This is a genomic window from Lentzea sp. NPDC060358 (assembly GCF_042725365.1).
Classification (GTDB): Bacteria; Actinomycetota; Actinomycetes; order Mycobacteriales; family Pseudonocardiaceae; genus Lentzea.
This window is the reverse complement of record NZ_JBHXCW010000016.1, coordinates 1-17,315: the sequence shown is the minus strand read 5'-3', so window position 1 is coordinate 17,315 and position 17,315 is coordinate 1. Positions and strand designations below refer to the sequence as shown.

Sequence of the window (17,315 nt, the reverse complement as noted above, 5' to 3'; positions counted from 1 at the left end):
ATCTTGGCGAGGACATCCGCCTGATGCAGGCGAACACGCTCATTCGCCGATGTGCGAGATGTGACCGTCGGGCCGGACCACCGCCTCCAGGCCGTCGACGACGGTGGTCGTGCCCTTGCCGTCGGCCAGGTCCAGGCCCGGGACGAACGTGCCGGCGAGCGGGTGCGCGCAGCCGGTCTCGTAGCGGATGTCGGTGCCCTGCACCATCGCCGAGATCCGGGACCTCACCTCCGGCAGGTCGAGCAGGTCGCCGACCAGCGCGTGCAGTTCGCGCGAGCGCGGGTCCGGGCGGGTCAGCGCGACCTGGGCCAGGGTGTTGCGCAGGACGCGGGCGGCGACGGGGTGGCGTTCGGCGGTGTAGGTGTCGATCAGGGCCGAGTCGCCGGTGGCGAGCTTCCAGCCCAGGTTGAAGGCGTCCTGCAGGCCCAGGTTCAGGCCCTGGCCGCCGAACGGCGAGTGGACGTGCGCGGCGTCGCCCGCCAGCAGGACGTCGCCGCGGCGGTAGGTCGTGGCCTGGCGGGTGTTGTCGGTCCAGACGGTGGCGGTGTGGATCCGCTTGATCCGCACGTCGCGGCCGCTGACCCGGCGCAGTGCGGCCTCGAACGACTCGCGGGTCACCTCGCGCGTCGCCGGCGGGCCGTCGTACTCGATGAGCATCACCCGGCCCTTGAGCGGGCCGTGCGCGTGCACACCGGTCGGCGTGCGGTGCCAGCCGTCCGGGAGGTCGCCTTCGAGGTCGGCGACCGCCTGGTAGCCGGTCAGGGTGGCGTTGGTGCCGGGGAAGTCGAAGCCGGCGAGCCCGCGGACGGTGCTGCGCCCGCCGTCGCAGCCGACGACGAAGCCGGAACCCAGTTCGGTCACCTCCGCGCCGCGCCGGATCTCGGCGCCCAGTTCGAGGGCGCGGGCTTCGAGGATGCGCTCCAGTGCCTGCTGGGACAGCATCACGAGCGGCAGACCGTCCAGTTTGAACAGTCCGGCGAAGTGGCCGGTGGACCCGCGGGGGCGCCAGGAGAGCCGGTCCGCCTCCTCCTCGCTCGCGGCGTCGATCGCGGGACCGAGGCCGCGCATGGCGAGCATCTGGTAGGTCCGGCCGCTGATCATCTGGGCCTTGATCGTGTCCGCTCGCGCCGTGAGGCGTTCGAGCACGGTGGTGCGGACGCCCTGCAGGGCCAGTTCGGCCGCCAGCAGCAGGCCGACCGGGCCCGCGCCGACGACGGTGACGTCAGGTGAAGCTTTCACGCTCAACATTTGAGCGTGAAAACGTCCCGTCGTCAAACCTGTTTTAGGATGGGCCGGTGACGGAGCCGATCTACTCGTGGCTGTACGTGCAGCAGGGCGTGGACGCCGTGAAGGCCGCGCTGGGACGGCGGATGGAGGCCGAGGCCGGGTGCTCGCTGCTCGAGCACGTGGCGCTCTACCAGCTGCACCACAACGGCGGCCGGTTGCAGATGTCCGAGCTCGTCGACCTGCTCGACGTCAGCCCGTCCGGCGTCACGCGCCTGGTCGAACGGCTCGTCCGGCGCGGCTGGGTGGCCCGGGAGCAGCCGGCGGACAACCGGCGGCTGGTGATCGCCGTGCTCACGCCCGAGGGCGAACGGATGTGCACGGGCACGACGGCGCGGGTGTACCGGGCGGCGCTGGCCGAGGAGTTCACCGAGCTGCTGAGCGACCGCGACCTCGCCGACCTGCGGCGGATCGGGCGCAAGCTGATGGAGGGCCACGACCGCTGGGACGTGCGGCGGTACGCGCCCCCGCAGACGTCACAGCAGTGACGGCAGCAGGTGCTCCTCGGTGACCACCAGACCGGTGGTGGCCATGGTGTCCGCCAGGTCGGGGTCCCAGCTCGCGGTGTCCGGGCGGGTGTTCAGCGTCGGCAGCTCGACACCGCGCGCGATCAGCGTTGCCACGGCTTCGCGGTAGTCGGCGGCGGACATCCGCCACGCCGACCCACCGGTCCACGCGAGGACCTCGTTGGTGACGCGGAGGCCTTCGGGCGTGAAGTCCTGGTGGCACCGCACGGTCTTGCCGTCGAGGTGGTGCTTCGCCTGCGGCGTCAGGCCGTTCGGGAGCACCACCAGCGGGCCGGGCACACCGGACTCGAGCAGCCGCGGGCTGCGGACGACGGTGACCTCCCGCGCTTCGAGGGTGTCGTTCAGCGTCAGGTACCCCTGCGAGGTCAGCACCGGGTTGCCGTAGGCGTCCGGCAGCACGCCCGAGCGCTCCCAGTCGGTGCCGGCGAGCTGCAACGCCTTCTGCACCACGCGCGCGAGCGGGCGGCCGTCGTCGAGGTCGTTGCCCGCCAGCGCGAACCGGGTCGTCCAGCGGCGCGGCCGCGGGCTCAGCCTCGCGAGGACCGCCGCGGCCTGGTTCGCGATCATCGGCAGCGCGGGCTGCGGGATCTTGCCGTACCGGCGGACGTGCTCAATCCACTCCGCGGCCCAGGGTGACTGCAGCAGGCCGTGTTCCCGCAGCGCGAACCTCAGCACGGCGTCCGCGGTCGAGGCCTCCTGCGTCGTGGCCATGCCGACGGGCTTGCCGTGCACCGATTCCAGCACCTCGGGCAACGTGCTGCCATGCGCGCGGAGGTGTTCGTCCAGGCGGGCCAGCGAGATCTGCCGGCGAGCAGGGTGGGCGATCGGCTTGCGCAGCAGCTCGCCCAGCGCCAGAGCCGTGCGTTCGTCCTCGACGCGGAAGCTGAACGCCGACCGGCCGCCGCCTTCCACCGTCTCGCGGGCGAGGCGCCAGAACTCGGCCAGCTCGGGTGCGTCCGGGTTCACGGGTCGATCCGATCGAGCGCCGCGCCGTCCCACGTCGTCTGCGTGCACGCGACACCACGGCCGTTCTTCGGCCGCAGCACGTCGAAGATGTGCATGCGCGGGATCTTGTCGGACACGCCCCAGCCGGACGGCCAGGTGATCACCCAGTCCATGTCGAGGTCGACCAGCAGCCCCAGCATGCGCGCGATCGTCGGGTCGTCCAGGCGTTCGAAGGCCTCGTCGAGCAGCACCAGCCGCAGGGGGTCGAACTCGTCGCTCACCGCGTCGTAGAAGCTCGCCGCCGCCGCGAACAGCGTCACGTACGAGATCAGCCGCGTCTCGCCGGACGACAGCTGCCGCAGCCGCCGTTCGCGCGGGTTGCCGTCGGGCCCGGTGTCCGCGACGGTCACCGTGAACTGGTGCCACGTCCGGTAGTCGAGCGCCCGCGACAGGATCTCGGCGTAACCGCCGGAGTGCGTGTCGCGCTCGTTCTCGATCCGCTCGGTGAAGACGCGCCGCAGCGTGGCGTCCTGCTCCGGCGTGCGTTCGCCGAACGGCAGCCGCACCAGCGACAGCGCTTGGCGGGTCTGGTCGTCGAGCGCGCCGGAGGACTTCCAGGCGAGCTTCACGTGCACGCCCTGGCTCGACCGGGCCCGGCCGAGCACCTCGTTCATCCGCTTGGTGAGGTCCTCGGCGACGCTGATCTGGCCGCGCAGCCACTCGGCGAGGTCGCGGATCAGGTAGTCGGCGAAGATCCCCTGGTACCGCTCGTCGAGGAACCCGCGTTGCTCCGCGAGCTTCGTCGTCACCTGCCGGGCGGCGACGGCGACGGGCTTCGCGCCCTCCTCGCCGGTCACCGTGACGGTCAGCAGGCCCGCGTGCTGCTCGGCCGCGATGTCGTGGCTGCCGGCGAGCGAGGTCTGCAACGCCTGCAGCTTCGCGATCACCGTGGCCTCGGTGCCGCCGCGGCGCTCGCCCGTCTCCGCGACGAGCGCCCGGACCGAGGCGTCGTCGGCGGGACCGTCGTGGTCCGGGAACGCCGCCGCCACGAGGCCCGGCGCGCGGACCGTGGCGGTGAAGTTCGCCGTCGCCCGGCCGAGACCCTCCTCGGACTCGGCGACCTGCGCGGAGTTGTTCTCCAGCAGCGCTTCCAGCTTCGCCGCCTGCTCGCGTGCGGTCGTGATGCTCTCCCGCACGCCCTTGAGGTCGTCGCGCATCCTCCGGCGCGACTTCTCGAGCGACTTGAGCTGCTCGCTGATCTCCCTGGCCTCGCCACCGACCGCGTCGGTCAGCTCGGCCAGCGTCCCGGCCTGGGCCGCGTGGTCGACGCAGCGGGAGTCGGCGTCGGCCTCGGCGGTCTGCCGGTCCGCGACGGCCTCGTGGTAGCGGTGCGATGCGTCGGCGAGGTCGGAGATCGTGCCCTGGCAACGCCTCTGCACCGCGTCACCGAGCAGGTCCGCGGTCCGCTGGGCCTCGCCGGCGGCCGCCTGGGCCTGCCGCAGCGCCTCGGTGTCCGGCGGCAGCCCGGCGTCACCGGCCTGGCGGGTCAGTTCCGAGCGCGCCGCCTCGAGCCGGGAACCGGCGTCCTCCAACGCCTCCCGCAGCTCGACCGTGCGCTGCCGCGACCGCGCCGCGGACTCCTCGGCGGCCTGCACCCGGCTCTGCTTCGCGATCAGCTCGCCGTCGCCGGGGAACGCCGCGACGTGCGCCTCCCACGTGGCGACGTGCTCGTGGGCGCGGGCCAGGTCGTCCTCGGCGGTGCCGAGCCGCCCCCTCAGCTCCGCGAGCTCGTCCTCCAGCGCGGCGATCCGGCGGCCCCGCGCCGCCTCCCGCGCACCGGCGCCGATGAACTCGGCCTCGGGCTTGGTCCAGCGGCCGGTCAGCACACCGGAACGCCACACGCCGTCCGTGGTGAGGCTCAGCGTGTCCCGGTCGTCGAGCGACACCGCGCGCAGCAGGTCCGCGACGAACCCCTCCGGCACCGGCGAGCCCTCGACCGCGGGCACGAGCACGTCCGCCAGGGTGCGGCCGCCGACCGGGGAGCTCGCGACGGCCAGCACGTCGTTCAGCTCGGTGTCGGCCAGCGTCACCCACGCGTCGAGCAGGCCGCTCGCCTGCAGCGCGGCCTCCAGCCCCGCCCGGTCCCGCTCCGTCAGCGACGGCGCGAAGTCCACCAGCCGGTAGAACGGCGCGCCCTGGCCGGCGTCGCGGTTCGCGGACACGTACTGCCCCGGCACCGGCACCCGTTCGGCACCCGACCGCAGACCGATGAGCTCCTCGTCCAGCGCGTCGAGGCGGGTCCGCAGCTCGGCGCGCTGCTGCGTGAACGCGTGCGCGGCGTCGCGGGCGGCCCGGACCAGCGGCCCGACCCACTCCCGCGCGGTCGTGCCCAGTCTCTTGGCGGCGGCCGGATCGGCGGTGCGCGGCAGCTCCAGCGCGTCGGCGGGCCGCTCGTCGAGCAGCGGGCCGCTCGACGTCCACACCTCCACCTGCTCCAGCCAGGCCTGCACGACCTCGGCCAGCTCCTGCGCCTCCTGGTTGCGCAGCGACGTCGACTCGGTCGCGCCGAGCTGGGCGTCGCGGGCCTTCTGCCGCAACGACTCCACCTCGCGCTGCTGCGCGTCGAGCGCCAGCGCCTGCTCGTGCAGCGCCAGGGCGAGCGCACCCCGCCGGCGGGCCAGGGAGGCGATGTCCGCGGTCTGGCCGGCCACCGCCGTGAGCGCGGTGAGCACGTCCTCGGTCGCGGCGGCCGGCGGCACCCGGCGTTCGACCGGGAGCGGGTCGGCCTCGGGGTCGGGCTTGGCCCGCACCGACGCCGTCGTGACGCCTGCCTCGGCGGCCGGGACCTGCGGCACCCGCGGCGCGAGCCCGGCGTCCATGCCCGCCAGGCGCAGGTGCTCGCGCAACGGGCCGCTCAGCGCGTCGGCGGCCTGGAGGTCCTCCGCGAGCCGCCGCAGCAGCCGCAGCACGGCGTCGACGGCCGCGTCCTCCTGCGCCCGCTGGCGGTGCGCGGTCTCGAGCGCGGCCACGGCGGAGGAACGCATCTGCGCCACCAGGTTCTCGCGCGTCTTGAGGTCCTGGAGGTCGCGGAACGCGGGCAGCTCCTTGAGCGCCGCGATGGTCTCCTCGGCCTGCTGCTCGCCGGTCTCCATGTCGGTGAGCGCCTGCTCGGCCGCAGCCCGCTCCATGCGCGTGAGGTCGAGCTCCTGCGCGAGCTTCGCCTGCTCCCGCCGCAGCTTCGCCACCGACTTCTCGGCCGACTCCAGCCGTTCGGACGCGCCGCGCAGACCGCCGAACGCGTAGTCGCGGTAGGTCTTGAGGAACGTCGTCAGCGCACTGTCCGCCGAGGACAGTCGCACGATGTTCTCCCGGATCGACTCCAGGTCGTCGAACGACGTCGCGAGCTGCTCGACCATCGCCTGGTCCAGCGGCGGCAGCGCGTCGGACAGGATCTGCTCGAGCTGCCCCTCCAGCACCTTCAGGCCGACGTCGGGGTTGCGCAGCGTCCGCTGCAGGTGCAGCAGGTCGCCGTACCGCGCGGCGGGCACGCCGTAGACGGTGTCGGCGATCTTCGCGCGGAACGCCGGTTCCTCGAACATGCAGTCCGCGCCGATGAGGTCGCGCAGCTGCGCCGGGCCGTGCGGGACGCGTTCCGGGCCCGCGAGCTGCAACTCGGTGCCGACGCGCAGCGGCGTGACGAACCGCCACGAGTCCGTGATGGCCTGCGAGGTCTTCGACGCCTTCACCCCGAGCCCGCACGTCAGGTACTCGTTGCCGGAGTGGTCGGCAGCCTCGCGGACCAGCTCGACCCACGTGTAGCCGATGCGGTTCGGGCCGCCGTCGTAGTCGTCGAGCATCAGGCGCCGCAGGCTCACGGTGTCGAAGCCCTTGGAGCCGACCTGGCGCAGGTCGCCGTCGAGGCACAGCGGGAGCAGCAGCTCCAGCGTGCGGGACTTGCCGGACCCGTTGGTGCCCTGGAAGATCGCGCGGCCACCGGAGAAGTCGAACGTCTGCTCGGTGTACTGCCAGATGTTGACCACGCCGCCGCGGTGCAGCCGCCACCTGCTCATGACACGTTCTCCTCGTCGAACAGGGACCAGCTCGGCGCTTCGCGCACCACCACGGGTTCGGTCGGTTGTTCTCGTTCGGGGTCGCCGTCGGGCACCGGCAGCCAGCGGTGCGCGGCCGCGCTGAGGGACCAGCCGTCCTCGTGCGGCGCGGCCAGTCCCATGCGCCGCAGCAGTTCCGCCACCTCGGCGACCAGCCGGTCGAGGTCGTCGGTGAACTGCTTCGACCACGCCGCCGGGTAGTCCTCGACCAGTCGCGCGCAGACCTCGCGGAGCCGCCCGGTCGTGACGACGTGCCGTGCGGGCGGGGTCTCGTCGTCGCCGTCGAGCAGGTCCGGCAGCGCCAGCAACGCGATGCGCGCCACCGTGGAGACGCCGGGGAACGACAGGTCCGTCAGGAAGTCCTCGGGATCGGCGGCGAGCACGCCCTCGACACGGCACTCGGTGTAGAGGCCGAAAGCCTGCTCCAGCAACGCCGTTTCCTTGCGCTGGTTGCGCCGCAGCCACTCCGCCTGGTCGTCCGGCAGGTCCGCGTAGAGCACCAGCGGGGTCTCGACGAGCTTGCGGCGCACCGCGTGCTCGACCCCGCGCGGACCCGGCCGCGCGGCCAGTTCGACCAGGTGGCCGGGGCTCTGCGCCTCGCCGACGGGACCCGTGACGAGCTGGCCCAGCAGGTCGGTGTCGATCGTGATCAGCGCCTCCTGCGGCAGCAGGTCCTGCGCGACCGACCCCTCGGTCTCGTGCAGCACGCCGAGGGAGACGAGGTGGCGCAGCGCCGCGGTCAGCGCCCTGCGCTCGGCCACGTCGTCCGGCGCGCCGATGCCCGCCTCCACCGCGGCGGCGCGGATGTCGGCGACCAGGCGGGACAGCAGCGTCTGCCGGCCGATGCCGGTGAGCACCGCGAGCGTGAGGGCCAGGTAGGCGTACCCGCGCGGGGACATGCCGAGCACGCCGCGGGTGTCGTCGTGGCCGGGACCGGACTTGTAGAGGCGCGCGAACCGGCGTTCGACGACGAGCCGGTAGCCGAGCAGGCCCGCGAACAGGTCCTGCAACGTCGCCCGGTGCCGGTAGACGAGGCCGAGCAGCTCGCCGTCCGGTCCGTCGGCGCGCAGCATCGGCCGCCGCAGCAACGTCCGCGCGCACCGCACGACGTTCGCGGCGTCGATCTCGGAGAGGGAGTCCAGCTGGTTCATCGCTTCAGGGCCACCGTCGCGTCGTGCAGCGTGAGCGTCCCGGCGGCCGACCTGATCCTGGTCGTGGTGCCGCGGGCGATCTCCAGTTCCAGTCCGCGCACGGGGTCGCTCGCGGATCCGCTGTCGTGCGGGGAGTCGCGCTGGGCCATCGCGAGCGTCAGCAGCTCGCAGAACACCTCCAGCGCGCCGTGCGTCAGCGTGGTGTTCTCCAGGTTCCCGGCGGCCCGGGTCAGCTCGGCGACGTGCCGCGCGCGGACCTCGTCGGCCTCCCGGGCCTCCGCGAGCAGCGACTGCTCGGTCATCGGGTCGTCGAGGATGCGCGACGGCCGGCCGCGCGCTCCTCGGTCGCCGCGCGTGCGCACGGACACGGTGACGTCGCAGACCGGGCCGTCGCGCCACGGCGTGCGCTCGTTGTCCGAGTCGTGCTCCGGGGCGGGGGAGAGGTGGCGGGCGGAGTAGAGGCCGAACGCCGAGGCGTAGATCTCGTGCGCCTGTTCGCGCGTCGAGCCGTCGAACCAGGCCGCGAGCTTGAGCAGTTCGGCCCTTCTGCCGGGCAGGAGACCGCCGCCGGAGGTGGCCCGCTTGACGCTCGCGAGCAGGCTGCCGATCGCGCGGGCGGTGGCCTCCCGCAGCGCCGTGACCTGGCTCGGGCGGCCGGGGCGGTCGACGAACCAGTCCGTGAGCTCCTGCCAGTCCTCCGGCGTGCGGCCGCGGGCCCGTTCGACGTGCTGGCCGAGGTCGGTGCCCAGCAGCCGGACGAGCTCGCCGCGGGCCTTCGTGAGCCCGGCCAGCGCCGCCGCGATCGGGGGCGTGAACTTGAGGACGTCCTCGACGACCCGCTGGATGTACTCGACCAGCAGGTTGCGGAAGCCCGCGATCTCGTCGGGCGCGAGGTGGTTGCGCGTGACGACCTGGCCGAGGTAGGCGTAGAAGTCGCGGACCGTCGCCGCCAGCTCCGCGTGCTGCAGGAACAGCGTCGTGACGCGTTCGGCCAGCAGCTCCTTGGTCTTGTCGCCCTCGTTGAGCAGCGCGACGGACAGGCTGCCGCCCAGCTCGTTGAGGCCGCGTTCGATGGCGGGCAGCAGCTCGCGGGAGACCTCGCGGGCGCCCTCGGGGACCCGCAGCAGCTCGTCGACGTCGCGCTGCACGCGCACCGCGAGCTTGGAGACCTGGTAGCGGACGCTGCCGTGCTGGAACTCGGCGATGCTGGCGGCGACGACCTCGCGCCGGCCCTGCACCAGGTTGCCCCACTCGACCAGCTGCCTGAGGCGGTTGATGACGTTCTCGATGCGGCTCTCGCCCTGCTCGACGCGGCCCTCGCGCTCCTGCCCCGCCAGTGCTCCGGCGACCTCGCCGGCGCTCAGGTCCGCGAGCAGCGTGGAGGTGAACAGCCGCATGATCGCCAGGTACGTGCGCTGGTGATCGCGCGCGTCCAGGTAGGCGTACAACTTCAGCCGCTTGTGCTCCACGACCGGCCACCCTAATGCGCGTGCGGGGGCGACGCGGCGCTACCGTGCCTTCGACGAGCTGGGGAGGGTGCCGTGGGTGCGGGGCGCGCGTTGGGTTTGCTGCTGGGCGTGGCCGCGGACGCGGTGTTCGGTGATCCACGCCGATTTCACCCGGTAGCGGCATTCGGCCGGTCCGCGGCCGCCCTGGAGAAGCGCGTCTACGCCGATTCGCAAGCCGCCGGGGTCGTGTACTCGGCCGTGCTGGTGGGCGGCACCGTGGCCGCGGGCGTCGCCGTCGAGCGGTTCGCCCGCCGCGGGTTCTGGGCGCAGACCCTGACCACCGCGGTGGCGACCTGGACGGTGCTGGGCGGCAACTCGCTGGCCACCGAGGGCACGTCGATGGGCCGCGAGCTGGCGGACGGCGACGTGGAGGCGGCCCGGTCGCGCCTGCCCTCGCTGTGCGGACGGGACGCCTCCCGGCTCGACCCGCTCGGCCTGGCCCGCGCGACCGTGGAGTCCGTGGCCGAGAACACCTCCGACGCCGTCGTGGCGCCGTTGTTCTGGGGCGCCGTCGCCGGTGTCCCCGGCCTGCTGGGCTACCGCGCGGCGAACACGCTGGACGCTATGGTCGGCCACAGGTCCCCGCGCTACCTGCGGTTCGGCTGGGCCTCGGCACGGCTCGACGACCTGCTGAACCTGGTCCCGTCCCGCCTGGCGGCGGTGCTGACCGTCGGCGGCGCGCCCGTCGTGGGCGGCTCGGCCTCGCAGGCGCTGGAGACGTGGCGCCGGGACGCGTCAGCGCACCCGTCGCCGAACGCGGGCCAGGTCGAGGCGGCCTTCGCCGGGGCGCTGGAGATCCGCCTGGGCGGCCGCACGGTCTACTCGCACGGTGTCGAGGAACGCCCCGTCATGGGCCACGGCCGCAACCCGGACTCAGGTCACGTGACGCGTGCCGTGGAGCTGTCCCGCGTCGTCGGTTTCGGCGCGGGGGTCGTCAGCGCCTTCGTCGCCCTCTTCCGCAAGTAGCTCGGCGATCGACTTCTTCTTGCGCTTGCTGCCCTCGTGCAGCACGCCACCCGGCCGCGCCTCGCGGACCGTGAAGTACAGCCAGCCGCCGACCGCCATGACGCCGAACGCGATCCACTGCAGCGCGTAGGAGAAGAACGGCCCGGACTCGATCCGCGGCAGCGGCAGCGTGTCGAGCGCGCCCGGCTGGTCCTCGATCAGCTGGTAGTAGCCGGGCTCGATGCCCTGGCCGACCGCGTCGTTGTTGATCGAGTAGATCTGCTTGCGGCCGTCCTGCTCGAACGCGGGGGTGGCGTTGGACTCGTTCGGCCTGGCCAGCCCGATGAGCGTGACCTCACCGGCCGGCGGCGTGGCGAAGCCGGGCGGCTTGATGCCGTTGACCGGCCGCACGTACCCGCGGTCGACGAGCACCCGGTGACCCGTGGTGGTCTCGAACGGCGTGATGACCTCGAACGCGGCCTCGCCCTGCACGGTCCTGAGCCTGGCCAGCGCCTCCAGTTCGGGCAGGTACCGGCCCTTGAGCTCGACCTTCTGCCACTCGTCGTGCCGCGCGCCGAACGGCACCGCGTCGCTCTTCAGCGACTTGGTGATGGCGGAGTTCTGCGCCTGGCGCTCGTCGTTGCGGCCGAACTGCCACGGGGACAACAGGTAGATGCAGGCACCCGCGAACACCCAGACGGCCAGGGTCAGCGCCAGCCAGCCCGGCTTGAGGAGGAACTTGAACCGCACGTCCTCACGGTAGTTGCGTGACCTGGACCTCGTGGAACTGGGTGGTGAACCCCTCCCCGTCCGGACTCGCCGTCAAGATCCCCGCCTTGGCCTCGACCTGCGGCGGGAAGTAGGCCTTGCGCAGCAGGGTCACCGGCTCCGCGCCGTCGAGCCCGTACGTCACCCACACCGCGTCGCCCTGGCGCCGCGCGGTGACGGTGAACCGCTCGAACTCGCCCACGAGCGCCAGGTTCCAGTCCGAGAACCCGCGCGTCACGACCGTGCTGGCCTGGCGCCTGCCCTCGTAGACCTCGACCCCGGCCTTGATCCAGTTCTCGCCGTCGAGGACGAGCCCGATGCCGGCCTGGTCGTACTGCGCCGCGTACTCGCCGCTGAACGTGGCCGTGATGGTGAAGTCGCCGGTCAGCGCCGTGCCGAAGAGGTGGCCGTTCTCGCGCACGAGGCCGTTGCCGGTCAGGCGCCAGAAGTCGCTGCCCGCGTCGGCGCGCACGGTCAGCGGGTCGGCCGACCACTGCCGCGGTTCGTTGAGCCACGTCCACCCGGTGAGGTCCATGCCCTCATCCTCGCAGCGCCTCGCGGGCCGCCGCCACGGCCCGGGACCGGTAGCCGCCGCCGAACAGCACGGCGTGCACGAGCAGCGGGAACAGCTGGTGCAGCGCCACCCGCCGCTCCCAGCCGTCGGCGAGCGGCGCGACCTCCCGGTAGGCGCCCAGGACGTGGTCGAGGAACGGGCAGCCGAAGAGCCGCAGCATCGCGAGGTCGCTCTCCCGGTGGCCGCCGTGCGCGGCCGGGTCGATCAGCCACACCTGGCCGTCCGCGCCCCACAGCACGTTGCCGCTCCACAGGTCGCCGTGCAGCCGCGCGGGAGGCTCGGGCGGACCGGCCAGGTCGCCGATCCTCGCGCAGACCTCGCCGACGTCGACCTCCGCTTCCCGCGCGTACGGCCGGATGCGTTGTGACGCGAACCACTCGGGCCACTCGTCCGCCGGTTCGTTGACCATCGGGGCCGCGCCGATCGTGGCCTCGCGCGGACCACCGGGCGGTGGTGAGCCGAACGCGTCCGCGCCGGCGAGGTGCAGGGCGGCCAGCCGGCGCCCGAAGGTCACGGCCGCCTGAAGATCCGGCGTGCCGTGCTCGACCTCGTCGATCACCAACCGGCCTTCCCGCGCCTCGTGCACGCGGGGGACCGGCGGACCGCTGTCGACGCGGATCCACCGCAGGCCGGCCGCCTCGGCGGCGGTGGCCCGCGGCGACTGGACCTTCGTCCTCAGAGCCGCTCGCGCACCCACGCGACCATCCCCGGCACGGCGGCCTCGACCATGGTCAGGACCTCGGCGAACCCGGCGTCGTCGCCGTAGTAGGGGTCCGGCACGTCGGGGCCGTCGGCGTCCGGGTCGAACGAACGGAGCAGGCGCACCCGTTCGGGGTCGGCCATCCGGCGCAACGCGCGGGCGTGCCCGGAGTCGAGCGCCACCAGCAGGTCGGCGTCCAGGTGCTCTGCCCCGACCTGCGCGGCCACGTGGTCGGTGGGGTAACCCTTGTCCGCCAGGCTCTTCACCGCCCGCGGATCGGCGGGGTCGCCGACGTGCCAGCCGCCGGTGCCGGCACTGGACACCCGGACCCGGGAGGACAATCCTTCCCGGGACAGCCGCTCGCGGAAGACGAGCGCTGCCACTGGGGACCGGCAGATGTTGCCGGTGCAGACGAACGAGACGTGCATGACCGCGCAGCCTATGGGGTGCCGCCGCACGGTAACGCTCAAGCACTGTCGCAAGATGTACGGACAAACGACATGGAGGCCGCCCATGCAGACCGGTACCGACGTGCCCCCGCAACGGGAGATCATCGGGTGCACCGACGCCCTCGGGCGCCGACGTGCGTTCGAGGTGTACCTCAACGAGAAGGGGCGGGTCTGCTTCCGCACCCCGCCCGGTGAGTCCGCGCAGCTCGACACGTTCCAGCTGGACGAGCTGATCAGCCACCTGACCGAGCTCCGCCGCTACATGCAGTGACGCGGGCCGCTGAGCTGGTCGCCTAGTATCTCGGGCGATGACCAGCCCAGACCTGCGCCACCACGGTGACGTCGACGCCGCACCAGGCCTCGCCGACTTCGCCGTCAACGTGCGGGTCCCGCACCCGCCCGCTTGGCTGCGCGACCGGCTGGCCGCGGCGCTCGGCGACCTGGGGAGCTACCCCTCGGCAAGCGCGGAGCAGCGCGCCCGTGAGGCCGTCGCACGCCGTCACGGGCGCTCGCCCGACGAGGTCCTGCTGCTCAACGGCGCCGCCGAGGGCTTCGCGCTGCTGCCGAAGCTCTCGCCGCGCCGTGCCGCGATCGTGCACCCCGGCTTCACCGAGCCCGAGGTCGCGTTCCGCGACGCCGGTGTCCCGGTCGAGCACGTGCTGCTCTCGGAGGACTTCACGCTCCCGGACGTCGTCTCCGGCGCCGACCTGACCGTGGTCGGCAACCCGACGAACCCCACCTCCGTGCTGCACGCCGCCGCGGCGGTGAAGGCGCTGCCCGGCCGGGTCGTCGTCGACGAGGCCTTCATGGACGCCGTGCCCGGCGAGCCGGAGTCGCTCGCTGGTGACCCGGACGTGCTGGTCCTGCGCAGCCTCACCAAGACCTGGGGCCTCGCGGGGTTGCGCGCGGGCTACTTCCTCGGCGACCCGGACACGCTGGCGCGCCTCGCGCACGGCCGCCCGCACTGGCCCGTCGGCAGCCTCACCCTCGAAGCGATCACCGCGTGCTGCGAACCTTCCGCGCTGGAGGCTTCGGCGCGGTTCGCGCTGGAAGCCGCCGCGCACGCCGCGTACGCCGTGGACCGGTTGGGCGACCTGGTGGTCGTGCCGCCGCGCGCGCCGTTCCTGTTGCTGAGGGTGCCGCGCGGCACGCGAGAAGCGTTGCGGGACAAGGGGATCGCGGTGCGGCGCTGCGACACGTTCCCCGGCCTGGACGACACGTACGTGCGCGTCGCGATCCGGCCGCCGGAGGAGTTCGCGGTGTTCGTGGACGCGCTGCGGGTAGTGATGGAGGAACTGGCGTGAAGCTCGCCGACGTGATCGCGGTCCTGGAGTCCGCGTATCCGCCGAAGACCGCCGAGAAGTGGGACGCCGTCGGACTCGTGTGCGGCGACCCCGCCGAGGAGGTCACGCGCGTGCTGGTCTGCGTGGACCCGACGTCGTCCATTGTGGACGAAGCCGTCGAGTCCGGCGCGCAGCTCGTGCTCGCCCACCACCCGCTGCTCCTGCGCGGGGTCAACGGCGTTCCCGCCGACGACCCCAAGGGCGCGTTGGTGCACAAGCTGATCCGCAACCGCGCCGCGCTGTACTGCGCCCACACCAACGCCGACAGCGCGTTGCCGGGCGTGTCCGACGCGCTCGCGAGAGCGATCGGGCTGGACGTCACCGGCCCGCTGGAACCCGCGCCCGACGCGCCCGGCACCGGCCTGGGCCGCATCGGCGACCTGCCGGAGGCCGAACCGCTGCGGGTCTTCGCCCAACGCGTGGCCGACGCGCTGCCCGCCACCGTCCAGGGAGTGCGGGCCGCGGGCGACCCGGACCGCCCGATCAGGCGCGTGGCGGTGTGCGGCGGAGCGGGCGACAGCTTCCTGGCCGCGGTCGCACGCGCCGGCGTCGACGCGTACGTGACGGCCGACCTCCGCCACCACCCGGCGTCCGAGCACGTCGAGTCCGGCGGCCCGGCGTTGGTCGACGTGGCGCACTGGGCCAGCGAGTGGCCGTGGTGCGAGCAGGCGGCGGAAATCCTGCGCGAGCAGTTCGGCGGTAGGGTCGACGTACTCGTCTCCACTCGCCGGACCGACCCGTGGACCGTAGGCGCGACGAGCTCAGCAGCAGGAGGACATGCGTGAAAGCCGACCCCGCAGTGCAGCGCAGGCTGCTCGACCTGGCCGAGGTCGACGCCGAACTGGCGCGTGTCACCCACCGCCGCCGCACGCTGCCCGAGATCGCGGAGATCGCCGACGCCGAGCAGCTGGTGCGCACCAAGCAGGACGCCCTCGTGGCCGCCGAGACCACCCTGGGCGACCTCGACCGCGACCTCAAGCGCCAGGAAACCGAGATCGAGCAGGTCAGGACCCGCGCCGACCGCAACCGCAAGCTGCTGCAGTCCGGCTCGGTCGGCGCCAAGCAGCTCACCGACCTCGAACACGAGCTGGCCACCATCCAGCGCCGCCAGGGCGTCCTGGAGGACGACCTCTTGGAGCTGATGGAACGCCGCGAGGCCGTCGACGCCGACACCTCCTTCGCCCGAGTGGAACTGGACAAGGCCCGCACGTCCCTGGCCGAGGCCTCGAGCCGCCGCGACGCGGCCCTGGCCGACCTGGAGGCCGTGGAGACCCGCCGCACCGCCGACCGCGCCGTGATGGCCAAGGGCTTCCCGGACGACCTGCTGAAGCTCTACGACCGCCAGCGCGAACAGCGGGGCATCGGCGCCGCGGTGTTCCAGTCCCGCCGCTGCGGCGCGTGCCGCATCGAGCTGGACCGCAGCGCGCTCGGCAAGGTGAAGGAGGCGCCGGCCGACGAGGTCGTGCGCTGCGAGGAGTGCGGCGCGATCCTGATCCGCATCGCGGAGCCGAAGGCCTGACGCTTTCCGGCAGTCCACAAAGGCCGATGGCGCCGTTCTGCTTCGCGGCGCCAGTTGAGCCCTGGGGCGTGACGCCCGCGGATGACCCTTCGGTTGTCCGCGGGTTCAGGCGTCGTCCGGCGGTTGGGCTCCGCCGGGGGTGACCGACGAGTCCGGCACGCTGGTCGGCTGGTACCGGTTCTCCGATGAACCCGCTCAAGCAAAAACCCCCACGTGGCTGATGTCTCCATCAACCCCGTGGGGGTTCATCTGTGTCCGAGGGGGGACTTGAACCCCCACGCCCTTACGGGCACTAGCACCTCAAGCTAGCGCGTCTGCCATTCCGCCACCCAGACTGATGGGAACAGCATACAGGCCCCCGGGACGGCCATGAACGCGGGGTTACGATCGCCCCGTGAAGGTCATCGTCGAGGCCGACGGCGGATCCCGGGGCAACCCCGGACCTGCTGGTTACGGCGCGGTTGTGCGGCACGGGGTCACCGGCGAGACGCTGGCCGAGCGCAAGGGGGCCATCGGGGTGGCGACGAACAACGTCGCCGAGTACCAGGGGCTCATCGCGGGGCTGAGGGCCGCCGGCGAGGTCGGTGCGGAGATCGTCGCAGTGCGGATGGACTCCAAGCTCGTCGTCGAGCAGATGTCCGGGCGCTGGAAGATCAAGCACCCGTCCATGCAGCCGCTCGCCAAGGAGGCCCAGGCCCTGGCGGCGAAGTTCAGCAGCGTCGGGTACGAGTGGATCCCGCGGGAACGCAACAAGCACGCCGACCGGCTCGCCAACGAAGCCATGGACGGCGGCAAAACCCAAACCAGAGCCGCGGCCGAGGGGGACAAGCAGCCGCACTGGAGTGGCGCGACGGGCGACCCCACGAGGCTCATCCTGCTGCGCCACGGGCAGACCGCGCTCTCCGTCGAACGCCGCTACTCCGGCCGCGGCGACCACGAACTGACGGAGCTCGGCCTCGAGCAGGCCGAGAAGGCCGCGGAACGTCTGTCCAAGGTGGACGGCATCGCGGCGGTCGTCTCGTCGCCGCTGCGCAGGGCCGCCCAGACCGCCCGGAAGCTCGCCGACAAGATCGGCGCGGAGGTCGTCACCCACCAGGGGCTCATCGAGACCGACTTCGGCACGTGGGAGGGGCTGACGTTCGCCGAGGCCGCCGCGCAGGACCCCGAGGTCCACCGCCGGTGGCTGGGCGACACGAGCGTGAAACCGCCGAACGGCGAGAGCTTCGACGAGGTCCACGCGCGGGTCCGGAAGGCGCGGGCCGAGATCATCGCCGAGTACGGCGGCAGCACCGTCGTCGTCGTGAGTCACGTCACGCCGATCAAGACCCTGCTCCGGCAGGCGCTGGACGTGGGGCCGCAGTTCCTGTTCCGGATGCACCTCGACCTCACAGGCGTGTCGATCGCCGAGTTCTACCCCGACGGGCACGCGTCGGTGAAGCTCGTCAACGACACCTCACACCTCAGCTGACCTTCCGCAGGCGCGGGGCCGCGGC

16 protein-coding genes and 1 tRNA gene are annotated in these 17,315 nt (G+C 72.9%); 7 read left to right on the top strand and 10 right to left on the bottom strand.

Features of this window, described 5'->3' with window-relative positions; genetic code table 11:
* Nucleotides 1-39: 39 nt before the first annotated feature.
* Nucleotides 40-1,239, bottom strand: a complete 1,200-nt coding sequence (locus ACFWGZ_RS05760; protein ID WP_382450298.1) for an FAD-dependent monooxygenase — start codon at nucleotides 1,237-1,239, stop codon at nucleotides 40-42.
* A gap of 56 nt (nucleotides 1,240-1,295) precedes the next feature.
* Here ACFWGZ_RS05760 and ACFWGZ_RS05755 point away from each other — a divergent pair, with 56 nt between their 5' ends.
* Nucleotides 1,296-1,772, top strand: a complete 477-nt coding sequence (locus tag ACFWGZ_RS05755) for a MarR family winged helix-turn-helix transcriptional regulator (RefSeq protein ID WP_382450297.1) — start codon at nucleotides 1,296-1,298, stop codon at nucleotides 1,770-1,772.
* On the opposite strand, the gene ACFWGZ_RS05750 is transcribed toward ACFWGZ_RS05755, so the two are convergent.
* The 4 genes from ACFWGZ_RS05750 to ACFWGZ_RS05735 are packed head-to-tail and all read right to left on the bottom strand — an operon-like array spanning nucleotide 1,761 to nucleotide 9,485.
* Complete coding sequence (locus ACFWGZ_RS05750) at nucleotides 1,761-2,777, bottom strand: DUF2399 domain-containing protein (protein WP_382450296.1); 1,017 nt, start codon at nucleotides 2,775-2,777, stop codon at nucleotides 1,761-1,763. The genes ACFWGZ_RS05755 and ACFWGZ_RS05750 overlap by 12 nt on opposite strands.
* Complete coding sequence (locus ACFWGZ_RS05745; RefSeq protein WP_382450295.1) at nucleotides 2,774-6,826, bottom strand: TIGR02680 family protein; 4,053 nt, start codon at nucleotides 6,824-6,826, stop codon at nucleotides 2,774-2,776. The genes ACFWGZ_RS05750 and ACFWGZ_RS05745 overlap by 4 nt, the downstream gene beginning before the upstream one ends.
* Complete coding sequence (locus tag ACFWGZ_RS05740) at nucleotides 6,823-8,016, bottom strand: TIGR02678 family protein (protein WP_382450294.1); 1,194 nt, start codon at nucleotides 8,014-8,016, stop codon at nucleotides 6,823-6,825. Before ACFWGZ_RS05740 ends, ACFWGZ_RS05745 begins: the two co-directional genes overlap by 4 nt.
* The gene (locus tag ACFWGZ_RS05735; protein ID WP_382450293.1) at nucleotides 8,013-9,485 is read right to left on the bottom strand and encodes a DUF2397 domain-containing protein; all 1,473 of its coding nucleotides are present in this window, start codon (nucleotides 9,483-9,485) and stop codon (nucleotides 8,013-8,015) included. The genes ACFWGZ_RS05740 and ACFWGZ_RS05735 overlap by 4 nt, the downstream gene beginning before the upstream one ends.
* Before the next feature lie 72 nt (nucleotides 9,486-9,557).
* Between ACFWGZ_RS05735 and ACFWGZ_RS05730 the strand changes: the two genes are divergently transcribed.
* Entirely contained in the window at nucleotides 9,558-10,490 is a 933-nt protein-coding gene (locus ACFWGZ_RS05730) for a cobalamin biosynthesis protein (protein WP_382450292.1), read from the top strand.
* Here ACFWGZ_RS05730 and ACFWGZ_RS05725 read toward each other — a convergent pair.
* Genes ACFWGZ_RS05725 through ACFWGZ_RS05710 form a run of 4 tightly spaced genes read right to left on the bottom strand, consistent with a single transcriptional unit; the run spans nucleotide 10,398 to nucleotide 12,939 of the window.
* Nucleotides 10,398-11,219, bottom strand: coding sequence for an SURF1 family protein (locus ACFWGZ_RS05725; protein WP_382450291.1), 822 nt, complete (start codon nucleotides 11,217-11,219; stop codon nucleotides 10,398-10,400). The two genes, ACFWGZ_RS05730 and ACFWGZ_RS05725, sit on opposite strands and share 93 nt — an antisense overlap.
* A 4-nt stretch (nucleotides 11,220-11,223) precedes the next feature.
* Nucleotides 11,224-11,772: a DUF1349 domain-containing protein gene (locus ACFWGZ_RS05720; RefSeq protein ID WP_382450290.1), complete on the bottom strand. Its 549-nt coding sequence runs from the start codon at nucleotides 11,770-11,772 to the stop codon at nucleotides 11,224-11,226.
* A gap of 4 nt (nucleotides 11,773-11,776) precedes the next feature.
* The gene (locus ACFWGZ_RS05715; RefSeq protein WP_382450289.1) at nucleotides 11,777-12,508 is read right to left on the bottom strand and encodes a fructosamine kinase family protein; all 732 of its coding nucleotides are present in this window, start codon (nucleotides 12,506-12,508) and stop codon (nucleotides 11,777-11,779) included.
* Entirely contained in the window at nucleotides 12,487-12,939 is a 453-nt protein-coding gene (locus ACFWGZ_RS05710) for a low molecular weight protein-tyrosine-phosphatase (RefSeq protein WP_382450288.1), read from the bottom strand. Before ACFWGZ_RS05710 ends, ACFWGZ_RS05715 begins: the two co-directional genes overlap by 22 nt.
* Nucleotides 12,940-13,024: 85 nt before the next feature.
* Between ACFWGZ_RS05710 and ACFWGZ_RS05705 the strand changes: the two genes are divergently transcribed.
* Genes ACFWGZ_RS05705 through ACFWGZ_RS05690 form a run of 4 tightly spaced genes read left to right on the top strand, consistent with a single transcriptional unit; the run spans nucleotide 13,025 to nucleotide 15,822 of the window.
* On the top strand, nucleotides 13,025-13,231 hold the full coding sequence (locus ACFWGZ_RS05705; RefSeq protein WP_090104856.1) for a hypothetical protein: 207 nt from the start codon (nucleotides 13,025-13,027) through the stop codon (nucleotides 13,229-13,231).
* 37 nt (nucleotides 13,232-13,268) lie between these two features.
* Nucleotides 13,269-14,264 carry an Rv2231c family pyridoxal phosphate-dependent protein CobC gene (gene cobC, locus ACFWGZ_RS05700; RefSeq protein ID WP_382450287.1) on the top strand — a complete coding sequence of 332 codons (996 nt, stop codon included), beginning with the start codon at nucleotides 13,269-13,271 and terminating at the stop codon, nucleotides 14,262-14,264.
* Entirely contained in the window at nucleotides 14,261-15,088 is an 828-nt protein-coding gene (locus ACFWGZ_RS05695) for a Nif3-like dinuclear metal center hexameric protein (protein WP_382450286.1), read from the top strand. The genes cobC and ACFWGZ_RS05695 overlap by 4 nt, the downstream gene beginning before the upstream one ends.
* Nucleotides 15,085-15,822, top strand: coding sequence for a zinc ribbon domain-containing protein (locus ACFWGZ_RS05690; RefSeq protein ID WP_382450285.1), 738 nt, complete (start codon nucleotides 15,085-15,087; stop codon nucleotides 15,820-15,822). Before ACFWGZ_RS05695 ends, ACFWGZ_RS05690 begins: the two co-directional genes overlap by 4 nt.
* Before the next feature lie 252 nt (nucleotides 15,823-16,074).
* On the opposite strand, the gene ACFWGZ_RS05685 is transcribed toward ACFWGZ_RS05690, so the two are convergent.
* Nucleotides 16,075-16,157 (bottom strand) — tRNA-Leu (locus ACFWGZ_RS05685).
* 59 nt (nucleotides 16,158-16,216) lie between these two features.
* On the opposite strand from ACFWGZ_RS05685, the gene ACFWGZ_RS05680 reads away from it, so the two are divergent.
* The gene (locus ACFWGZ_RS05680) at nucleotides 16,217-17,290 is read left to right on the top strand and encodes a bifunctional RNase H/acid phosphatase (protein WP_382450284.1); all 1,074 of its coding nucleotides are present in this window, start codon (nucleotides 16,217-16,219) and stop codon (nucleotides 17,288-17,290) included.
* The last annotated feature ends 25 nt before the right edge of the window (nucleotides 17,291-17,315 follow it).

Excerpts from the sequence above, each read along its gene's own strand:
- ACFWGZ_RS05745 (WP_382450295.1), bottom strand. The coding sequence starts at position 6,826 with ATGAGCAGGTGGCGGCTGCACCGCGGCGGCGTGGTCAACATCTGGCAG.
- ACFWGZ_RS05740 (WP_382450294.1), bottom strand. The coding sequence starts at position 8,016 with ATGAACCAGCTGGACTCCCTCTCCGAGATCGACGCCGCGAACGTCGTG.
- ACFWGZ_RS05720 (WP_382450290.1), bottom strand. The coding sequence starts at position 11,772 with ATGGACCTCACCGGGTGGACGTGGCTCAACGAACCGCGGCAGTGGTCG.
- ACFWGZ_RS05710 (WP_382450288.1), bottom strand. The coding sequence starts at position 12,939 with ATGCACGTCTCGTTCGTCTGCACCGGCAACATCTGCCGGTCCCCAGTG.
- ACFWGZ_RS05705 (WP_090104856.1), top strand. The coding sequence starts at position 13,025 with ATGCAGACCGGTACCGACGTGCCCCCGCAACGGGAGATCATCGGGTGC.
- cobC (WP_382450287.1), top strand. The coding sequence starts at position 13,269 with ATGACCAGCCCAGACCTGCGCCACCACGGTGACGTCGACGCCGCACCA.